This is a genomic window from Streptomonospora mangrovi, assembly GCF_027604915.1.
GTDB classification, from domain to species: Bacteria; Actinomycetota; Actinomycetes; order Streptosporangiales; family Streptosporangiaceae; genus Streptomonospora; species Streptomonospora mangrovi.
Genome location: NZ_JAJAQC010000003.1, coordinates 101,589 through 117,301 on the forward strand (window position 1 = coordinate 101,589; position 15,713 = coordinate 117,301).

12 protein-coding genes and 1 pseudogene are annotated in these 15,713 nt (G+C 76.6%); 5 read left to right on the forward strand and 8 right to left on the reverse strand.

Going from position 1 to position 15,713, the window contains the following annotated elements:
- Positions 1–62: 62 nt before the first annotated feature.
- The 3 genes from LG943_RS01975 to LG943_RS01985 all read right to left on the reverse strand — a co-directional run bounded on the left by LG943_RS01975 (position 63) and on the right by LG943_RS01985 (position 4,268).
- Complete coding sequence (locus LG943_RS01975; protein ID WP_270070392.1) at positions 63–1,364, reverse strand: lytic polysaccharide monooxygenase; 1,302 nt, start codon at positions 1,362–1,364, stop codon at positions 63–65.
- Between the two features lie 335 nt (positions 1,365–1,699).
- Complete coding sequence (locus LG943_RS01980; RefSeq protein ID WP_270070393.1) at positions 1,700–2,596, reverse strand: EI24 domain-containing protein; 897 nt, start codon at positions 2,594–2,596, stop codon at positions 1,700–1,702.
- A 49-nt stretch (positions 2,597–2,645) separates the two neighbouring features.
- Positions 2,646–4,268: a hypothetical protein gene (locus tag LG943_RS01985; RefSeq protein ID WP_270070394.1), complete on the reverse strand. Its 1,623-nt coding sequence runs from the start codon at positions 4,266–4,268 to the stop codon at positions 2,646–2,648.
- 572 nt (positions 4,269–4,840) lie between these two features.
- Between LG943_RS01985 and LG943_RS27660 the strand changes: the two are divergent.
- A pseudogene (locus LG943_RS27660) lies at positions 4,841–4,981 on the forward strand (type IV toxin-antitoxin system AbiEi family antitoxin domain-containing protein); the annotation flags it as partial.
- 861 nt (positions 4,982–5,842) lie between these two features.
- Here the strand turns inward: LG943_RS27660 and LG943_RS01990 are convergent.
- A complete protein-coding gene (locus LG943_RS01990) occupies positions 5,843–6,232 on the reverse strand; it encodes a hypothetical protein (RefSeq protein ID WP_270070395.1) in 390 nt (129 codons plus the stop codon).
- Positions 6,233–6,457: 225 nt separating this feature from the next.
- On the reverse strand, positions 6,458–8,746 hold the full coding sequence (locus LG943_RS01995) for a DEAD/DEAH box helicase (RefSeq protein ID WP_270070396.1): 2,289 nt from the start codon (positions 8,744–8,746) through the stop codon (positions 6,458–6,460).
- A 533-nt stretch (positions 8,747–9,279) separates the two neighbouring features.
- On the opposite strand from LG943_RS01995, the gene LG943_RS02000 reads away from it, so the two are divergent.
- On the forward strand, positions 9,280–9,933 hold the full coding sequence (locus LG943_RS02000) for a methyltransferase family protein (RefSeq protein WP_270070397.1): 654 nt from the start codon (positions 9,280–9,282) through the stop codon (positions 9,931–9,933).
- Positions 9,934–9,988: 55 nt separating this feature from the next.
- On the opposite strand, the gene LG943_RS02005 is transcribed toward LG943_RS02000, so the two are convergent.
- Positions 9,989–10,342, reverse strand: a complete 354-nt coding sequence (locus LG943_RS02005) for a YciI family protein (protein ID WP_270070398.1) — start codon at positions 10,340–10,342, stop codon at positions 9,989–9,991.
- A 215-nt stretch (positions 10,343–10,557) separates the two neighbouring features.
- Here LG943_RS02005 and LG943_RS02010 point away from each other — a divergent pair, with 215 nt between their 5' ends.
- Positions 10,558–11,193 carry a SanA/YdcF family protein gene (locus tag LG943_RS02010; protein WP_270070399.1) on the forward strand — a complete coding sequence of 212 codons (636 nt, stop codon included), beginning with the start codon at positions 10,558–10,560 and terminating at the stop codon, positions 11,191–11,193.
- 49 nt (positions 11,194–11,242) lie between these two features.
- Here LG943_RS02010 and LG943_RS02015 read toward each other — a convergent pair whose 3' ends face one another.
- The gene (locus LG943_RS02015) at positions 11,243–11,671 is read right to left on the reverse strand and encodes a protein-tyrosine phosphatase family protein (RefSeq protein WP_270070400.1); all 429 of its coding nucleotides are present in this window, start codon (positions 11,669–11,671) and stop codon (positions 11,243–11,245) included.
- A gap of 125 nt (positions 11,672–11,796) precedes the next feature.
- On the opposite strand from LG943_RS02015, the gene LG943_RS02020 reads away from it, so the two are divergent.
- Positions 11,797–13,236: a hypothetical protein gene (locus LG943_RS02020; RefSeq protein WP_270070401.1), complete on the forward strand. Its 1,440-nt coding sequence runs from the start codon at positions 11,797–11,799 to the stop codon at positions 13,234–13,236.
- Positions 13,237–13,345: 109 nt separating this feature from the next.
- Here LG943_RS02020 and LG943_RS02025 read toward each other — a convergent pair whose 3' ends face one another.
- Positions 13,346–14,020 carry a SanA/YdcF family protein gene (locus LG943_RS02025; protein ID WP_270070402.1) on the reverse strand — a complete coding sequence of 225 codons (675 nt, stop codon included), beginning with the start codon at positions 14,018–14,020 and terminating at the stop codon, positions 13,346–13,348.
- 103 nt (positions 14,021–14,123) lie between these two features.
- On the opposite strand from LG943_RS02025, the gene LG943_RS02030 reads away from it, so the two are divergent.
- Positions 14,124–15,701 (forward strand): DUF885 family protein, encoded by a 1,578-nt coding sequence (locus LG943_RS02030; RefSeq protein WP_270070403.1) that lies wholly within the window; start codon positions 14,124–14,126, stop codon positions 15,699–15,701.
- Positions 15,702–15,713: the final 12 nt, after the last annotated feature.

A 15,713-nucleotide genomic window follows, 5' to 3' on the forward strand; every position in this document is an offset into this window, starting at 1 on the left:
CCGGCCGGACCCTGCCGCCCCCGGCCGGGGGATCATGGGGAGTGGTCCTGTGTGCTACCCGGTCACGCCGTGGCGCACGACGACCCGTCCAAGCGGAAGGTCTCGGGCACCTCGGCCGGTCCCGTCGCGCTGGCGTTGAACCCGAAGGTCACCGACCCGCCGGCGGGGACGTTGCCGTTCCAGGCGGCGTTGGAGGCCATGACGTGGTCGCCGTGCTGCTCGAACCGCGCCGACCAGCCGCTGGAGACCGTGGCGCCGTCGGTGAACTCCCAGTCGACCGTCCAGCCGCTGATGGCGGAGTCGGCGTCGTTGGTCAGCTTGACGCTGGCGGTGTAGCCGCCCGACCACTGGTTGGCCACGGTGAAGTCGACCGTGCACTCGCCGCTGGTCTCCGAGGCCGGGCCCGTGGTCAGGCGCACGGTGGAGGACGCGGGTGAGGCGTTGCCGGCGGCGTCGAGGGCCACCACGTAGAACTCGTAGTCGGTCTCGGGGGTGAGCCCGGTGACCGTCGCCTCGGCGCGCGTGCTGGTGGCCACGACCTCGTCGGTGGCGGCGTCGTAGACCTCGTAGCGGGTCACGCCCCGGTTGTCGGTGGCCGCGCCCCACATCAGGTCGGCGCTGTCGCCGGTGACGTCGTGGACCATGGGCGCGCCGGGCGCGGTGGGCGCCTGGGTGTCGGGCTGGGTGGTGCCGCCGCCGGTGAAGTTGACGTCGGCGCAGTTGTAGAACGCCTCGGGGCTGTCGGAGCGCTGCCAGATCGAGTAGATGATGTGGCGCCCGCTCTTGTCGGGCAGCGTGGCGTCCCAGGTGTACTCGGCGCCGTCGGGGCCCGACCCGTTGATCGGCGGGTTGGTGACCTCGTCGAACGGCACGGGTTCGAGGTCGTCCCAGCCCAGCGGCTCCTCGGGGTTCCAGCCGTCCTTGGTGATGTACTGGTACCAGGTGCCGGGGTGGGGCGCCCAGGCGTTGTAGCGGAAGGTGATCTGCTGGCCCGAGCGCACGTCGGTGGCCGGCCACTCGGTGCCCGGGGCGTTGAACGCGTCGAACTGGCTGGTGGGGCCGCACAGCTTGCCGTCGGGGATGATCTCGCGGTGCCGGCCGCCGGCGTTGCTGATGAGGTTGCCGAACCAGTTCCAGAACGGGTAGGTGTTGGCCGCCAGCGCGTCCTGGCACATCGGGTTCTGCGGGTCCAGCGAGCCGCCGTTGCCGTTGTCGATGCCGTCGCGGTAGCAGGCGTAGGTGCGCGTGGCGGGGTAGGTGAGGCCGCCGTGGGCCTCGGCGGGCTCGGGCGGCAGGGCCACCACGAACCCGGCGGCCAGGACGGCGGCGCCGCCGACCAGGGCCGTCATTCGGGCGAGGTTCACCTGTGCACTCCTCATTGTCACGTTCCTGGCCGCGCGGGGGCGCGGCCATGGGGATGGGATGGGGGATGGTGCATGAGGAAGGAGGTCGAGGGGGATCGGGGGAAGCAGGGGGCCAGGGGGTGGGGAGGGTGCGGACGGGGCCGTTCACAGAGGGGCGCCCATGGAAGCCTTGGGAGCGCTCCCAAATGTGGGAGCGCTCCCAATGGCGTTCCGTGGAAGCCCCTTTAGCGTGGCGTGGACCACACGATAGTGCAACGGCCGGTAAGTAAGTCGTGGCGCAAGGGTTAGGTCGCGGCGGGGCGGCCGACGCGGACGTGCCGCGCCGGCCGACGGGTTCAGCGGCCCGGGTGGCCGGGGCCCGGGGGAGGACCGTAGTGGCCCTGCGGCGGCGCGGGCGGGACGGGCGGCATGCCCGGGTGGCCCGGCTGTCCCGGGTGGGCCCGGGGCGCGTAGCCGTGGGGCGCCTGCGGCGGCGCGGGCGGGGCGGGCGGCAGCAGCCGCCGCGCCAGGACCGTGCCGCCGGCCGTGACGGCCGGGAACGCCAGCACCGCCACGAACGGCACCGCCAGCAGCAGGTAACTGGGGATCCCGAAGCCCCACACCAGGAACCGGCGGCGGCGCATGGCCTCGCGGCGGTCGCTCACCCGCAGCAGCCGCCGCCGCTCGAAGGGCGTGCTCAGCAGTTCGATGGTGAGCAGCCAGCCGCCGATCATGCCCGAGACCACCGGCACGACCGTCTGGCCCACCACCGGGATGAACCCGGCGAGGAACATCGGGATGGAGATCAGCAGCGAGACCAGGATCAGCCCCAGCGACTGGCGCACGGCGCGCACCACGGTGCGGGCGATGGAGTCGTCGAAGGGCGGCGGGGCGTCGCCCAGGTGGTCGTCGACGCTCTCGGCGATCTTGTCGTAGAGCGGGAAGCCCAGGGCCAGGGTCAGGCCGGTGAAGGCGACCACCATGAGCATCACCGCGGCGGCGATCAGGACGATGCCGGCCGCCACGCGCAGCGTGGTGGCCCAGCCCTCCGACCAGCCGTCGGCGAACGGGGTCAGCCACGCGGTGAGGTCGGTGACGTTGGTGACCAGCGCGACGAACGCGACCACGAACAGCACCGAGGTGATCAGGGGCGGGATGGCGCCGAGCACGAACAGGCGGGGATGGCGCACGATGATGCCCAGGCCCTGGAACAGGACGCCGACGCCGGCGAGGAGATCGCGGAGGGGACTCACGACGGTCGAGAATAGTGCGTCGGCGGTCGGCCCCGCACCTTCGGGCCGCTCACCCGGCGCGCTGGCGGACCAGCGCGGCGCGGGCGCTGCGGGCGGCGGCGCGGATGCGGCGGTCGGGGTGGTGCTGGGCGAACCAGGCCAGCACGAACGGGCTTTCGGGGTGGCCGCAGCCGGCGGCGGTGTCGAAGACGCCGGGCAGTTCGGGCTCGCTGACGCTCAGGTAGGAGCCTTCGTCGTCGTTGCCGTAGGTGCCCTGGCGCAGGCTGGCGGCCAGGCCGTCCAGCAGCGGGGCCAGGTGGTCGTCGGGGTCCAGCGCGTCCTGCTTGGCGAACCCGGCGTCGAACAGCCACGCGCGGGCGCGGGCGCCGAACCCGGGGTCGTCCCGCAGCGCCTCGTAGCAGGGGCGCGCCGCCAGGGGGTGGGCGGCGGTCGCGGCGCGCGCCACGGAGCGGTGCACGCAGTCGTCGCTGCGGCGGTAGAGCGCCACGAGCGCGCGCATGGCGTCGGGGGCGCCGCGCGCGGCGATCCAGCGGCGCAGCTCCTCCGCGCCGCAGGGGTCGCCGGCGGCGGCGCGGTCCACGACCACCTCGGCGTCCTCGGCCATCAGCTCGGCGTGGGAGCGCGGCCGCACCCCGCCGGCGCACAGCAGCGCGTACCACAGCCACCGCCCCACGTCGGTGAGGACGGCGTGCCGGCCGCCCGCCCCGGCGGACTCGGCGACGGCGCCCAGGGCGGTCAGCTCGGTAAGCACGTCGGCGGCGCGGGCGGCGAGGTCGGCGGCCGGGCGCGGCTCGGCGGCCCGCACCTCGGGCGCGGCGGCGGCCATGTGCGCCACGACCGGCATCGGGGTGCCGAGGTCGCGGCCCAGGCACAGGGCGGTGAGCACGGCGCCGACCAGGGGCTCGGCGGCGCGGGGGCCGACGCAGGCGGCGACGCGGCGGCGCAGGTCGGTGAAGCGCGCCCACCACAGGTCCAGTGCGGCGGCCACCCCCCGGGTGCCGGAGGCGGCGGCGACCGCGGGGGCGGCGAGGACGCCGGCGGTGAACGCCTCGGGGCCGGGCAGCGGCACGGCGGGCAGGGTGGCGCCCAGGCGGCCCCATCCGGCGGCGGGGGCGGCGGGCGCGGGGCGGGCGCCGGAGCGCGCGGCGGCGAACGCCGCGAAGGTGAGCCCCGGGGCGCCGCGCCGGGTGGCGCCGCGCGGCGGGGCGGCGGGTGCGCGCTCGCCGATACCGGGCCGGGCTGAGGCGGGGGCGGGCGCCGAACCGCAGCGGTAGTCGGGCCGGCGCGGCGGGGGAGCGGCGGCGTGGGCGGCGGCGTAGGCGGCCAGGAACCGGTCCAGGGGCAGGGAGCGGGGGTCGGTCCAGCCCCGGTCGGCGAGGAAGGACCACCAGGTGGTCAGCGCGCGGGGCACGGCGGCGGTGTCGGCGGGGGAGAGGTCCTCGCGGGTGGCCAGCCAGTGCCGCAGCGCGGGGGCGTCGGCGGCCGACCACCGGGCCACGAGGCCGTCGCCGCCGGCGCGGGGTTCGCCGAGCTTGTAGCCGACGACGGCGGCGAGGACGCGCGTGGCCACCGGCGCACCGGCGGCGCGCGCCCACGCGGCGGCCGAGCGGGGTAGCAGCTCGCGGTACCGGTCGAGCGTGTCCTCGTCGGCATTGCTGAACACCAGGCGCATGACCACTCCACGTTGTTCCCAGACCGGCCGGGGCGGACCGGACGAACAGCGCCGTCCGGACATGTCGGGATGGCCGAGGCCGCCCGGACCCACCCGTCCGCCGCCGCCTCACCCCTAGTGTGGCAGCCGCCGCCCCGCGTACACAGGGCCGCACGGGCCGGCGGCCCGGTGCGGCGGCCGCCCAGTCCACCCCTTCTGACCTGGGTCTATGAAAGACGGTTGGTGCGACGGTACAGGCAGCGGCCCCTTTCCCGCCGCAGGACCGCCCCACGTCCCCGGCCGGCGGGATCCCCGGAGGCGGCCCGCCCGCCGTCCAGCCGAAACCCCTCCGCACCCCCCCACCCGGTATGACGCTCCCCACACCGGATCGGGTGTCCGGAAGCACCCGCGCCCGTGCCGCCGGGTCAAGGGCCGTGCGCGGCCGGGGACGCGGGCGGCCGGTGCGGAGGGCGAAGGGCGGGCGCGCGGTCGGGGGCCGCGCGCGGCGGGGCGGGGGCGGGTTATCCACAGCGGCTCAATTGGCGTTGTGGCCGGTGGGCGGGGCGGGGTTGGGTGGAGCCATGCCGGACACCATGGACACCACGGACGCCTCGGTCGTCTACTCCCTCGCGGCGGCCCAGCACAGGGTCGTCTCGCGCGCCCAGGTGCGCGACCTCGGGCTGCCCGAATCCGCCGTCGACCGCCTGGTCGCGCGGCGGCGCTGGCGGCGGCTGCGGCGCGGGGTCCTGCACGTCGGCCCCGGCGAACCCCGCCTGGCGGCGCGGGTCATGGCGGTGCAGCTCGCCTACGGCCCCCGGGCCGTGGCCGTGGGCCCGACCGCCGCGCGGCTGTGGGGCTTCAGCGGACTGCCGCCCGCATCCGAGCGCGACCGCGTCCACGTCGTCCTGCTCGGCGGCGCCACGCCCCAGGGCCCCGACCTCCGGTCCCACGCCTGGCGGCTGCCGCCAAGCGAGGTCACCCTGCGCCGGGGCATCCGGCTCACCACCCCGGGGCGCACCCTGCGCGACACCGTCGTGCTGGTCGACCGCCACACCGCCGTCAGCGTCCTCGACTCCGCGCTGCACCAGGGCGCCGTCACCGCCGAGGAGTTGGCCGACCTCCGCGCCGCCAACACCCGCCGCCCCGGCGCCGTGCGCACCCGCGCGTGGTGGGACCTCGCCGACCCCCGCGCCCAGAGCAGCCTGGAGACCCGCCTGCGGCTGGTCTGCCACGACGCCGGGATCCCGCCCGAAACCCTCCAGTACCCCGTCTACCGCGCCGACGGCACCCTCGCGGGCCGGGCCGACCTCGCCTGGCCCAGTTGGGGCGTGGCGGTCGAGGCCGACGGGCGCGCCCCGCACACCCTCCCGGCGGCGCTGTTCGTCGACCGCGACCGGCAGAACCGCATCCTCACCGCGCCTGAGCGCCTCACCCTGCTCAGGTTCACCTGGAGCGACCTCCAGCGGCCCAAGGACATCGTGGCGATGATCCGCCAGGCCCGCCGTGCGCCTCCCGCCCCTGCGGGGTCCCCCGAGTCCACGCCGTCTGAGTCGGCGCCGGGCGCCCGGCCGCCGCCCCGGTGCCCGGCGCACCGCCTACACCTCGGTCGCCGCGGCCACCACCACGCAGATCCGCACCGAGTCGCCCGACACCCGCAGCACGTAGCGGAACGTCTCGGCGTCCAGTTCCGCGCCGCCCTCGTCGGTGTAGGACCACGCCACATCGGCCCACAGCAGCGACCGCGTCAGCCACTCCGCCGCCCGCACCCGGGGCAGCGCGTGGGCCACGCCGCGCCGGCGGTACGTCTCGGCCGCGCCCGCGAACGCGTCCTTGACCTCGGCGGGGGCGGCGATCGCGATGCTCTGGGCGTCGCCGGCCACATACGACGGATAGGAGTACGCCGCCGCCACCCCGTTGAGGTCGCCGCCGGCCAGCGCCCGGCCGTAGGCGGCGAAGAACTTCTGCACAGCGTCGTGGTCCGGCATGGCGCCCCCGTGGATCGGCGGTCGGCCGGGCCGCGCGCGGGTTCGGCCCGGTGTCCCGCGCGGCGCGGGACACCGCGCCGATGTGGTCGCGGCCCGGTGGGTGGTCCCCCGCCGACCAGTAGAAACCGGCCGGACCCGGATCCGCCCTGCGACGCGCCGCGACCGCGCGGCCGGCCCGCCCCCGCCGCGCCCCGCCGGTGCGGGCGCGGGCGGCGGCCGGCCGGGCTACAGCGGCAGGAACGGGCTGGGGGCGCCGTGCCAGCTCACGTAGAGGCGTTCGCGGGCGCGGGTGCAGGCCACGTACAGCAGCGACCGCTGGGCGTCGAGTTCGGCACGGCGCTGGTTCTCGTCCAGAGCGGGGTCGGTGAGGTGGTCGACCTGCGGAAGCGCGTCGGCGGTGGCGGCGAACACCGCGATCGCCCGGAACTCCAGCCCCTTCACCCCGTGCATGGTGGTCACGCGCACCGCGTGGGCGGTGTCGGTGACGGAGTCCTCGCGCGGGTTGAAGATGGCCGCCGGCAGCGCGCGCGCCCGCAGGTGCGCGGCGACGGAGTCGCGCAGCTTGTTGGTGCGGGCCGTCACGCAGATGTCGGCGGGCTCGATCCCCTCGGCCAGCCAGCCGCGCACCCGCTCGGCCAGCGCGTCCAGCTCCGCGGGTTCGTCGGGCGCGCCGTACAGCTCGGGCGGCGGGCCGCTGAGCACGCACCGGGTGGAGCCGCCGGGCTCGACCACCGCGGACTCGCCCAGCTCCATGACCGGCTGGCCGCGCAGGATGCCGTCGGCCCAGGTGAGGATCTGCCCGGTGGTGCGGTAGTTGACCCGCAGGGGGTAGGACCGGCCGACGATCTCGATGCCGAGCTGCTTGAACGAGACCGTGTTGTCGTAGATCCGCTGGCGGTTGTCGCCGGCGATGAACAGGTCGTTGGGGCCGGGCGGCACGGCGGCGCGCAGGGTGCGCCACTGCGCGGGGTGGAGGTCCTGGGCCTCGTCCACCACCACGTTGGTGTAGGGGAGTTCGGCGCGCTCGCCGAGGATCCGGGCGGCCTCGGCGTGGAGGTCCTCGGCGGGCAGCCGCCGGCTGTTGCGCATCATGGCGCGGACGCTGCTGACCGCGTGCCAGACCTGGCGGCGCTGGTCGGCGTTGAGCGGGGTGGTGCGGCCCGCGCGGGCGTCGGGGTCGAGGTAGCCCTCCAGGGTGGTGATCCCGCGCGCGGTGATGACGTGCCGGTACTCCGAGAACAGGAAGTCGACCGGCCAGGGCAGCCGGTGCTGCTTGGCGTAGTTGGCGAACACGCCCCGGGTGTCGGTGCGCAGCCGGATGTCGGGGTGGACCTCCTTGACCACGTCGAGCGCGAGCTTGTCGGTGGTGACCACGTCGACGTCCTCGACGAGTTCGGGCGGGATCAGCAGGGCGAGGTTGCGCTTGAGGGACTCCACCAGGGCGTTGGTGAAGCTGGTGAGCAGCACCCGGCCGCCCAGCGGCAGGTGCTCGGCCAGGTACTTGACCCGGTGCAGCGCCACCACGGTCTTGCCGGTGCCCGGCCCGCCCGAGACCTTGGCCGGGCCGTTGAAGCGCGGGCGGTAGGCGAGGTCGCGCTGCTTGGGGTGGAGGAACACCCGCCAGGCGTTGAACTCCCCGGCCAGGACGTCCTCGATCTCCTGGTGGTCGTTGACGACGATGACGCGTTCGCGGGTGTGGCGGATGGCGGTGTCGTAGTCGTCGGCCGCGACCGCGCCCACGACGGGGCGGCGCGGCACCACCACCTCGTCGCGCACGCGCTGCACCGAGTGGCCGTCGGCCAGGGCGCGCAGCACCTCGAACTGGTCCTGGGGGAGGGCGGGCGCCCAGTCGTGGAGTTCGCGGGCGGTGGTGAGGGTGCGGCAGAAGTCGCGGATCTCGGGGTCGATGCCCAGGCGTTCGAGGTCGCGGTCGCTGACGTGGTCGAACAGCGGGGGAGCGGGCGGGGCGGCGGGCGCGGGCGGCGCCGCGGCGGGGGCCGCCGGGGCCGTGGAGGCGGCGGGTGCGGAAGGCGGGTGGCCGGCGCCGGGGCGGTCGCGGGTGCGCGCGGGAGCGCCGGAGGAGGCGGGGGAGACAGGCGGGGCCGGGGCCGCGGCGCGCGCCGGAGCGGCGAGGGCGGGACCGCGTTCGGCGGCCTGCTCCAGCGCGGTGGCGTCGCGGCGTTCGAGGGTGCCCATGACGGGGTTGACGTCGTGGCGCTGGTCGGTGGCCCAGTCCTCGGCGGTGTCGCGCGGCAGCAGGTGCACCAGGAGGAAGGTCTCACCGGACTCGGGCGCCAGCATGACGCCGGTCCAGGAGTCGCTGATGCGGAAGGTGCGGATGCGGGGGTCCTGGCCCTTGGGCAGGGAGCGGATGCGGAGGTCGGGGTGCGCGAGGAGGGCGTCGAGCGGGAGTTCGCGGAATTTGCGCGTGGCGGCGAGCAGCCGCTCACGCGTGGGCTTGTCGAGCTTGTCGTACTGCGGAAGACATGTCGCGTCGATCGCCAACTGCGGCATGGGCCTCCTTCGCGGCGTAATTAGAGCGGTGACTCCCGCACTTAACTGCCTTTCCCTGGAGTTGTATCCGACGCTTGTGACATTCCCGTCGCAAATGGTCGGCTTTTCCGCCTCCGGCGCCTGTTTTCTCGCTGTGCTCCCCGCTGCTCCCCGCCTGCCGCCGCTCCGCGACGACAAGGGGATACCCCCGCACCGCCCACCGGAATCAGCGCCCGCGCCGGGGGAATGCCGCGCGGGAAAGGCGCGGCCCTTCCGCGCCGCCCGCCACCGGTTCCCCGGGCGTGCCGGAAGCCCGTGCGGTCGAACGTAGAGCGCCCGTTCCTCGGGGATCGTGTCGGGCGATCGGCGGCGCCGGGTACGGCCGCGGGCGTGGCGGGGGACGCCGGACGCGGTGCGGATATGACGTTCCGTGTCCGCTGTGGAGCAGCCGGTAGTAGGGTGGTGGCGCGTCGTCCGGTGATCCGGGAAAGGCGCGCGGGACCTCGCGGGGGTCGTGAGCCGTCGCGATGAGGGGGAGCCTGATGATGGCCGTGGTGACGATCGTTCTCACCCTCGCCTTCGCCTCGCTGGCGCTGTTCGCCCGCACCGCCGTGCGCTACGCGCGCACCGGGCGGCTGTCGGTCCGCTTCGCGCGCACCCCCGACGCGCCCGGGTGGGTGCAGGTCGGCGCGTGGTCGACCGTCATCGGCGGCGGCTTCGCGGCCGGCATCGCCGCGCCCGCGATCGAACTCCTGGGGGCAGCCCCCACGTCGCCGCTCGCCCCCGTCGGCCCGCCCGCCGTGCGGGTGGCCGGCGCGGTGCTCGCCGCGCTGGCGCTGGCGGCCACGCTGGCCGCCCAGGGGGCCATGGGCGCCTCCTGGCGCATCGACGTCGACCCCGACGACCGCACCGCCCTGGTCACCGGCGGTCCGTTCGCGCTGGTCCGCAACCCCGTCTACACCGCCGGGCTGTGCTGGACCGCCGGGATCGCGCTGTCCTGTCCGAGCGTCCTGTCGGCCCTGGGCGCCCTCGCCGTCGTGGCGGGGGTGCAGGTGCAGGTCCGCTTGGTCGAGGAGCCCCACCTCGCCCGCGCGCACGGCGCCGCCTACCGCGCCTATGCCGCCCGCGTGGGCCGCTTCCTGCCCGGCGTGGGCCGCATGCGCCCCGCCTCCCCCGACGGCGCGCCTTCCACCCTCAGGAGGCGCTGACCCCGGCGGACGGGGCGGAACGCCACGGCCCGGGCCACGGCGCCGGGGCCGGGGCTCAGCCGCAGGACCCGGACTCCATGGGCCGCACCTCCACGGGCAGGGTGGTGGCGCGGGCCAGTCGGTGCCCCCACTCCAGTGCCGCGTCGTGGTCGGGCGCCTGGATGACGGTGAACCCGCCGACGTGCTCCGCGCCCTGGACGTAGGGGCCGTCGGTCATCAGCGCCTCGCCGCCCTGGTCCCGCACGACCGTGGCGGTCCCGGGCGGGTTGAGCCCTCCGGCGAACACCCAGGCCCCCTCCTCGCGCATGGCGGTGTTCACGGCCTCGACCTCGCGCATGATCGGCTCCAGGACCTCGGGTCCGGGCGCGGGGCCGTCGGGCTGGTAGATGCTGAGCAGGTACTTCTTCACGGTGGTCCTCCTTCATGTGCGGCCGGCTCCGCCCGGCCCTCCACCGCTACCCAGCCCCCGGCGTCGCGGACCGGCACCGCCGCGCGGAGAGCCCCCGCCGGCGGGCGGCGGCGGCCTGTGGACGGCCGGGCGGAGGGCGGCCGGCGAGCCGCTAGGGTCGGGGGCGAAGCGGGCCACGGCGGCCGGTTCGATCCGAAAGGCGGTCAAGGGCGGACATGGGACCCAAGGCGTGGGCGGGTGCGGGCGCGGCGGTGGTCGCGGCGGCGCTGGCACCGACCCTGTGGAGCTACGCGGCCAGCGCGGGGCGGCGCACCGTCGACCGGGCGCCCGACTGCCCGGTGGCGGTCGTGCTCGGCGCGGGCGCCACCCCCAACGGCCCCTCGGCCCTGCTGGCGGCCCGCCTGGCGCTCGCGGCGCGGCTCTACCACGACGGCCGCGTCCGCCTGCTGCTGGTCTCGGGCGACAACCGCGCCTGTTCCCACCACGAGACCGACACCATGACCGCCCGCCTGGTCCACCTCGGCGTCCCGCGCGCGGCGATCCTGGCCGACCCGCACGGCTACCGCACCTACGACACCGCTGTGCGCGCCCGCCGGGTGTTCGGCATCGACCGCGCCCTCGTCGTCACCCAGTCCTTCCACGTGCCGCGCACGGTGGCGCTGTGCCGCGCGGCCGGGGTCGACGCCTACGGCGTGGGCGACCCCAGCCTGCTGCGCCGCCCGCGCGCCACGGCGCTGGGCTACTGGCGCGAGATCGGCGCCAACGCCAAGGGCCTGCTGGACACCCTGCGCGGCGCGCCGGCCACCGTCGAGGAGCCCCCGCGCGACGACGTCCGCGCCGCGCTGTCCTGACCCGCCCGGAGCGGTCGCGGCCCGGCGCCGCCGACCCCCGTGGCCGACCTCAGGCGAACCGGGCGGCGTAGCGGCGCTGCCAGGGGGTCTCCACCGCGCGGCGGGCGTAGAGCGCGCGCACGTAGGCCACCGCCTGGTCACCGGGCACCCCGTCGAGCACCGCCAGGCAGGCCAGCGCGGTGCCGGTGCGGCCCACCCCGCCGCCGCAGGCGATCTCCACGCGTTCGCCCGCCGCCCGCTCCCACGCCTCGCGCAGCGCCTCGCGGGCGTCGTCGCGGTCGGCGGGCAGCCCGAAGTCGGGCCAGCGCACCCAGCGCGTCGGCCAGTCCACCTGCGGCGGGCGGCGGCCCAGCAGGTGGACCGCGAAGTCCGGCGGCGGGCCGGGCGGCAGGGGCCGGCGCAGGCCGCGCCCCCGGACGAGCCGCCCCGAGGGCAGCCGCAGGACACCGGGGGTGGTGGGATCCCAGGCGACGGTCATGGCGGGAAAGCCTAGCGGGGCCGCTCCGGCCGGTTCCGCCGGGGGTCGGGCGCGGCCCGGGCGGTTGTCCACAGGCCGCGCGGTCGAGTTGGCCGCGGTGGGCGCGGCACCGAAATAATGCGGCTATGGACGAGACCACGGGCTCCGGCCCACTGCACGGAGTAGACGACACCGACTGGAGCGCGCTCGCGCCCGGCGGGGACGCGATCCCCGGCCTGCTGCGCGACATCGCGGGCGGTGAGGGCGCTCAGCGCGGGGTCGACGACGCTGTCCCGGAGCTGTTCGACCTCATCCGCTTCCCCGGGCCGGGCTACCTCGCGGCGCCGCGCGTCGCCGACCACCTGATCTCCATCGCCTGCCACCCCGCCACCCCGGCGGCGTGGCGGTCCCGGCCGCTGAGCCTGCTGCTCGAACTGCTGGCGCCCACCGCCGCCGCGCTGCTGCCCGAGCCGCGCGACCTCGCCCAGTGGCGCGACGAGGTCGCCTGGGCCGCCGGCACCGACCTCGACAAGGTCCGCGACCAGTACCGTGCCTGGTTCGTCGAGGCCGCCGACGAACAGCGGCTGCGGCACATGGCCGCGCGCATCGACACCGTCGCCCGCGACCAGGGCGTCGCCCTGCTCCAGGCCGAACTGGAGGTCCACGACACCGTGCGGGCGCGCGTGCCCGACCTCCTGCGCCTGCTCGAAGGCGCCGACAACCGCCGGGGCATCGACTCCCCGGCCGAGTGGGCCTCCTACGTCCTGGCGTTCGTGCCCGACGCCGCCGCCGACGTCTACCCCGCGCTCCTGCGCGGGGTCGGCGTGCCCGCCGACCTCTCGGGCGGCTCCTCCCGTGACCTGCTGTCGGCGGAGCTGTTCGCGCTGGGCATGCTGGCCCCGCCCGACGATCCTGAGGTCACCGTCGCGCTGACCCACGTCATGGCCTCGGGCCACCTGTACAACGCCTACGCGGCGGCCGTCGCCCTCGTCCAGATCCACGGCGAGAAGGCGCCGCGGGAGGCGCTGACCCGCATCGGCCGGGGCGGGCGCACCAACGTGGGCCACCGCGGGCTCTTCGGCGACTCCTGGCCGCACTGCGGCGAACTCGCGCCCGAGGTCCTGGGCTTCCTGGCGCTGGGCCGGGGCGGGCGGCGCGCCACGGCCGCGCGCATCGCCATGCTCCCCGACATCCTGGCCGGCGCCGAGGGCGCGGGCCGCACCGCCGTGGTCGGTGCCGCGCTGGAGATGGTGCTGGGGCCGCGCACGGCGGCGCCCGAGCAGCCGCTGGAGCCCGACACCGATTTCGACCAGGACACCCTGAAGGTGCTGTGGTCCATCGCCGACATCCCGGCGGCGGCCTGGACCGAATCCGCCGTGGGCGACACCGTGCAGGCGTGGGGGCTGCCCGAGGACCGCGCCGACTTCCGGGTGTTCGCCGGGGTGGACGACGCCGCCGGCAGCGCGGCCGACGACACCCCGGACCCTGCCGCCGGCGCCCCCGCCCCGGCCGCCTCGGCCGCGCCGCCCGCCCAGCAGCAGGGCGGCGGGCTGCTGAGCCGCCTGTTCGGGGGCGGAGGCCGCTGAACCACGTCGACCACTGACCGTGCGGCGGCGCCGGGGGCGGCCGCGCCCGCGCCCGGCCCCTCGGGGTTCGTGGGGCCGGCCGCTCGGGCGCGCCCCGGCGGCCGGCCGCCTACCTCGGCGCGGCCAGCGCCTCGCGCACGCCGGTCTCGCGGGGGCCGAGGAACTCCGGATCGGGGCGGGTCAGCGCCTCGGTCAGCCCCACGAACGCCGCCGGGACCTCCCGCACGTAGCCGTAGACCGTGGCCACCCCGCGCACCTGGTAACTGGAGTCGCCCACGCCCTGGGAGTCGATCCCGGCGCTCGTGCACAGCGCCACGGCGCGCGGCAGGTGGAAGTTCTGCGTGACGACCGTGGCCGCCTCCACGCCGAACACCCGCCGCGCGCGGGCGCAGGTCTCCCAGGTGCTGAACCCCGCGTAGTCGGCGACGATCTTGGTGCGGGGCACCCCCAGGTCGGCCAGGTACTCCCGCATGGAGTCGGGCTCGTTGTAGGAGCGCACCCCGTTGTCGCCGCTGACCAGCACGGCGTCGACCCGTCGGCTGTGGTACAGCTCGGCGGCGATGTCCAGCCGCCGCTGGAGCAGGGTGGTGGGCGTGCCGTCGTCGCGCAGGCCCGCGCCGAGCACGATCGCCACCGGCCGCGTCCGCGCGGAGTCCAGGTCGGTGCGGTGCTCGGCCGTCGACAGGTTCAGCCAGGTGTAGGGCGCCAGCGCGACCAGGGGCGCCAGCACGCACGCCACCAGCCACGCCCACGGGTTCGACCACAGCGACCGGAGTGTCTTCACACCTGAGTGACGCTCGCGCGGCGGCGAGGGTTCCGCCCCTGCCGCACCCCCGCGCCCCAAAGTGCTTGCCCCCGGGGCGGCCCCCGCGAGTAGGGTCCAGGCCATGGACGACTATCCGGCGCGGTTGCGCGCCATCGCCGACCTCAACGTGGCCTCCGCGCGGGAGGAGGGCGGCCGCCACGAGTACGACGGCGTCGTGGGCGACCTGTCGCCGGCGGGCGTGACCGCCGGGCTCGCGCGGCTGGGGGAGGGCGAGCCCTTCCCCGACCCCCACGACGAGGCCCACGCGCGCGCCGCCGAGGAGGCGCTGCGCGTGGAGCTGGGCGAGCTGGAGTTGCACCGCTCCAACCCGCTGCGCCACGTCTTCGAGCTGGACGTCTCCTGCTACGACCGCGACTACGCCCCCGAGGCCGAGCGCCGGGCGGCCCGCGACCGCCATCTGGCGGCCTGGCCCGACGCCGTGGACGCCGCCATCGCCGCCCTCGACCGGGTCAGCGCCCCCACCGCCGCCGCGCTGCTGGACGCCGTGCGCGGCCTGGCCGCCGGCGTGCCCGAGGCCGAGGAGGCCGCGGGCGGCGCGCCCGCCGACGTCCGCGACGCCGCCCTGTCGGCGCACCGCCGCCTGGTCACCCACCTGGAGCGCGCCGAACGAGAAGGCCCCCGCGACGCCGCGCTGGGCGGCGCGGCGCTGGCCCGCTACATGGGCGCCGGCGAGGCGCTGGAGGTCGACCTGGACCGCCTCCGGGAGCAGGCCGGCGCCGAACGCGACCGCCTCATGGCCGGCCTGGCCGAGGCCACCGGGCGCATCGCCCCGGGCCGCCCGCCGCTGGAGGTCGCCCGCGAGCTGCTGGGCGACCACCCCGCGCCCGACGCGGTGCTGGACGCGGCGCGCACCTGGACCCGGCTGTGCCTGGACTTCACCCGCGAACGCGACCTCGTGCCCTACCACGACGGCCGCTGCGAGGTGCGGCTGTCGCCGCCCTCGGGGCGGTGGGCGACGGCCGCGCTGGGCTGGTCGGGGCCGGCCGAGGCCGACGCGCCCTCCAGCTTCTTCGTCACCCCGCCCGACCCCGCGTGGTCGGAGGCCGAGACCGCCGAGTGGATGGAGCTGTTCAGCGCCACCACGCTGCCGGCGATCGGCGTGCACGAGGTCGCCCCTGGCCACTTCTCCCACGGGCGCGCCCTGCGCCGGGCGCCGGGGCAGGTGCGGCGCTCGCTGTTCTCGCTGTCGTTCGTGGAGGGCTGGGCGCACTACACCGAGGAGCTGTGCCTGGAGGAGGGGTTCGGCGCCTACGCCGAGGAGGCGCTGGGCGCCGAGGCCGGCTCGTTCACCGCCGACCACTTCGCGGTGGGCGTGTGGATCGAGGCGCTCATCCGCGTCACCCGGCTGTCCTCGGCGATCGGGGTGCACACCGGCGAGATGACCGTCGAGGACGCCGCCCGCCGCTTCGCCGCCGACACCCCGCACACGGGTCCGGCCGCCCTGTCGGAGGCCCGGCGCGCCCTGTTCGACCCCACCTACGGCCGCTACACCTGGGGCAAGCTGGCGATCCTGGACCTGCGGGAGCAGGCCCGGCGCCGGTGGGGGAGCGGGTTCAGCCTGCGGCGCTTCCACGCCGCGCTGATGGACCTGGGCGCGCCGCCGCTGGGGCTGCTCGGCACCGCCCTGGACCGGGGCTGAACGGGACCGGCC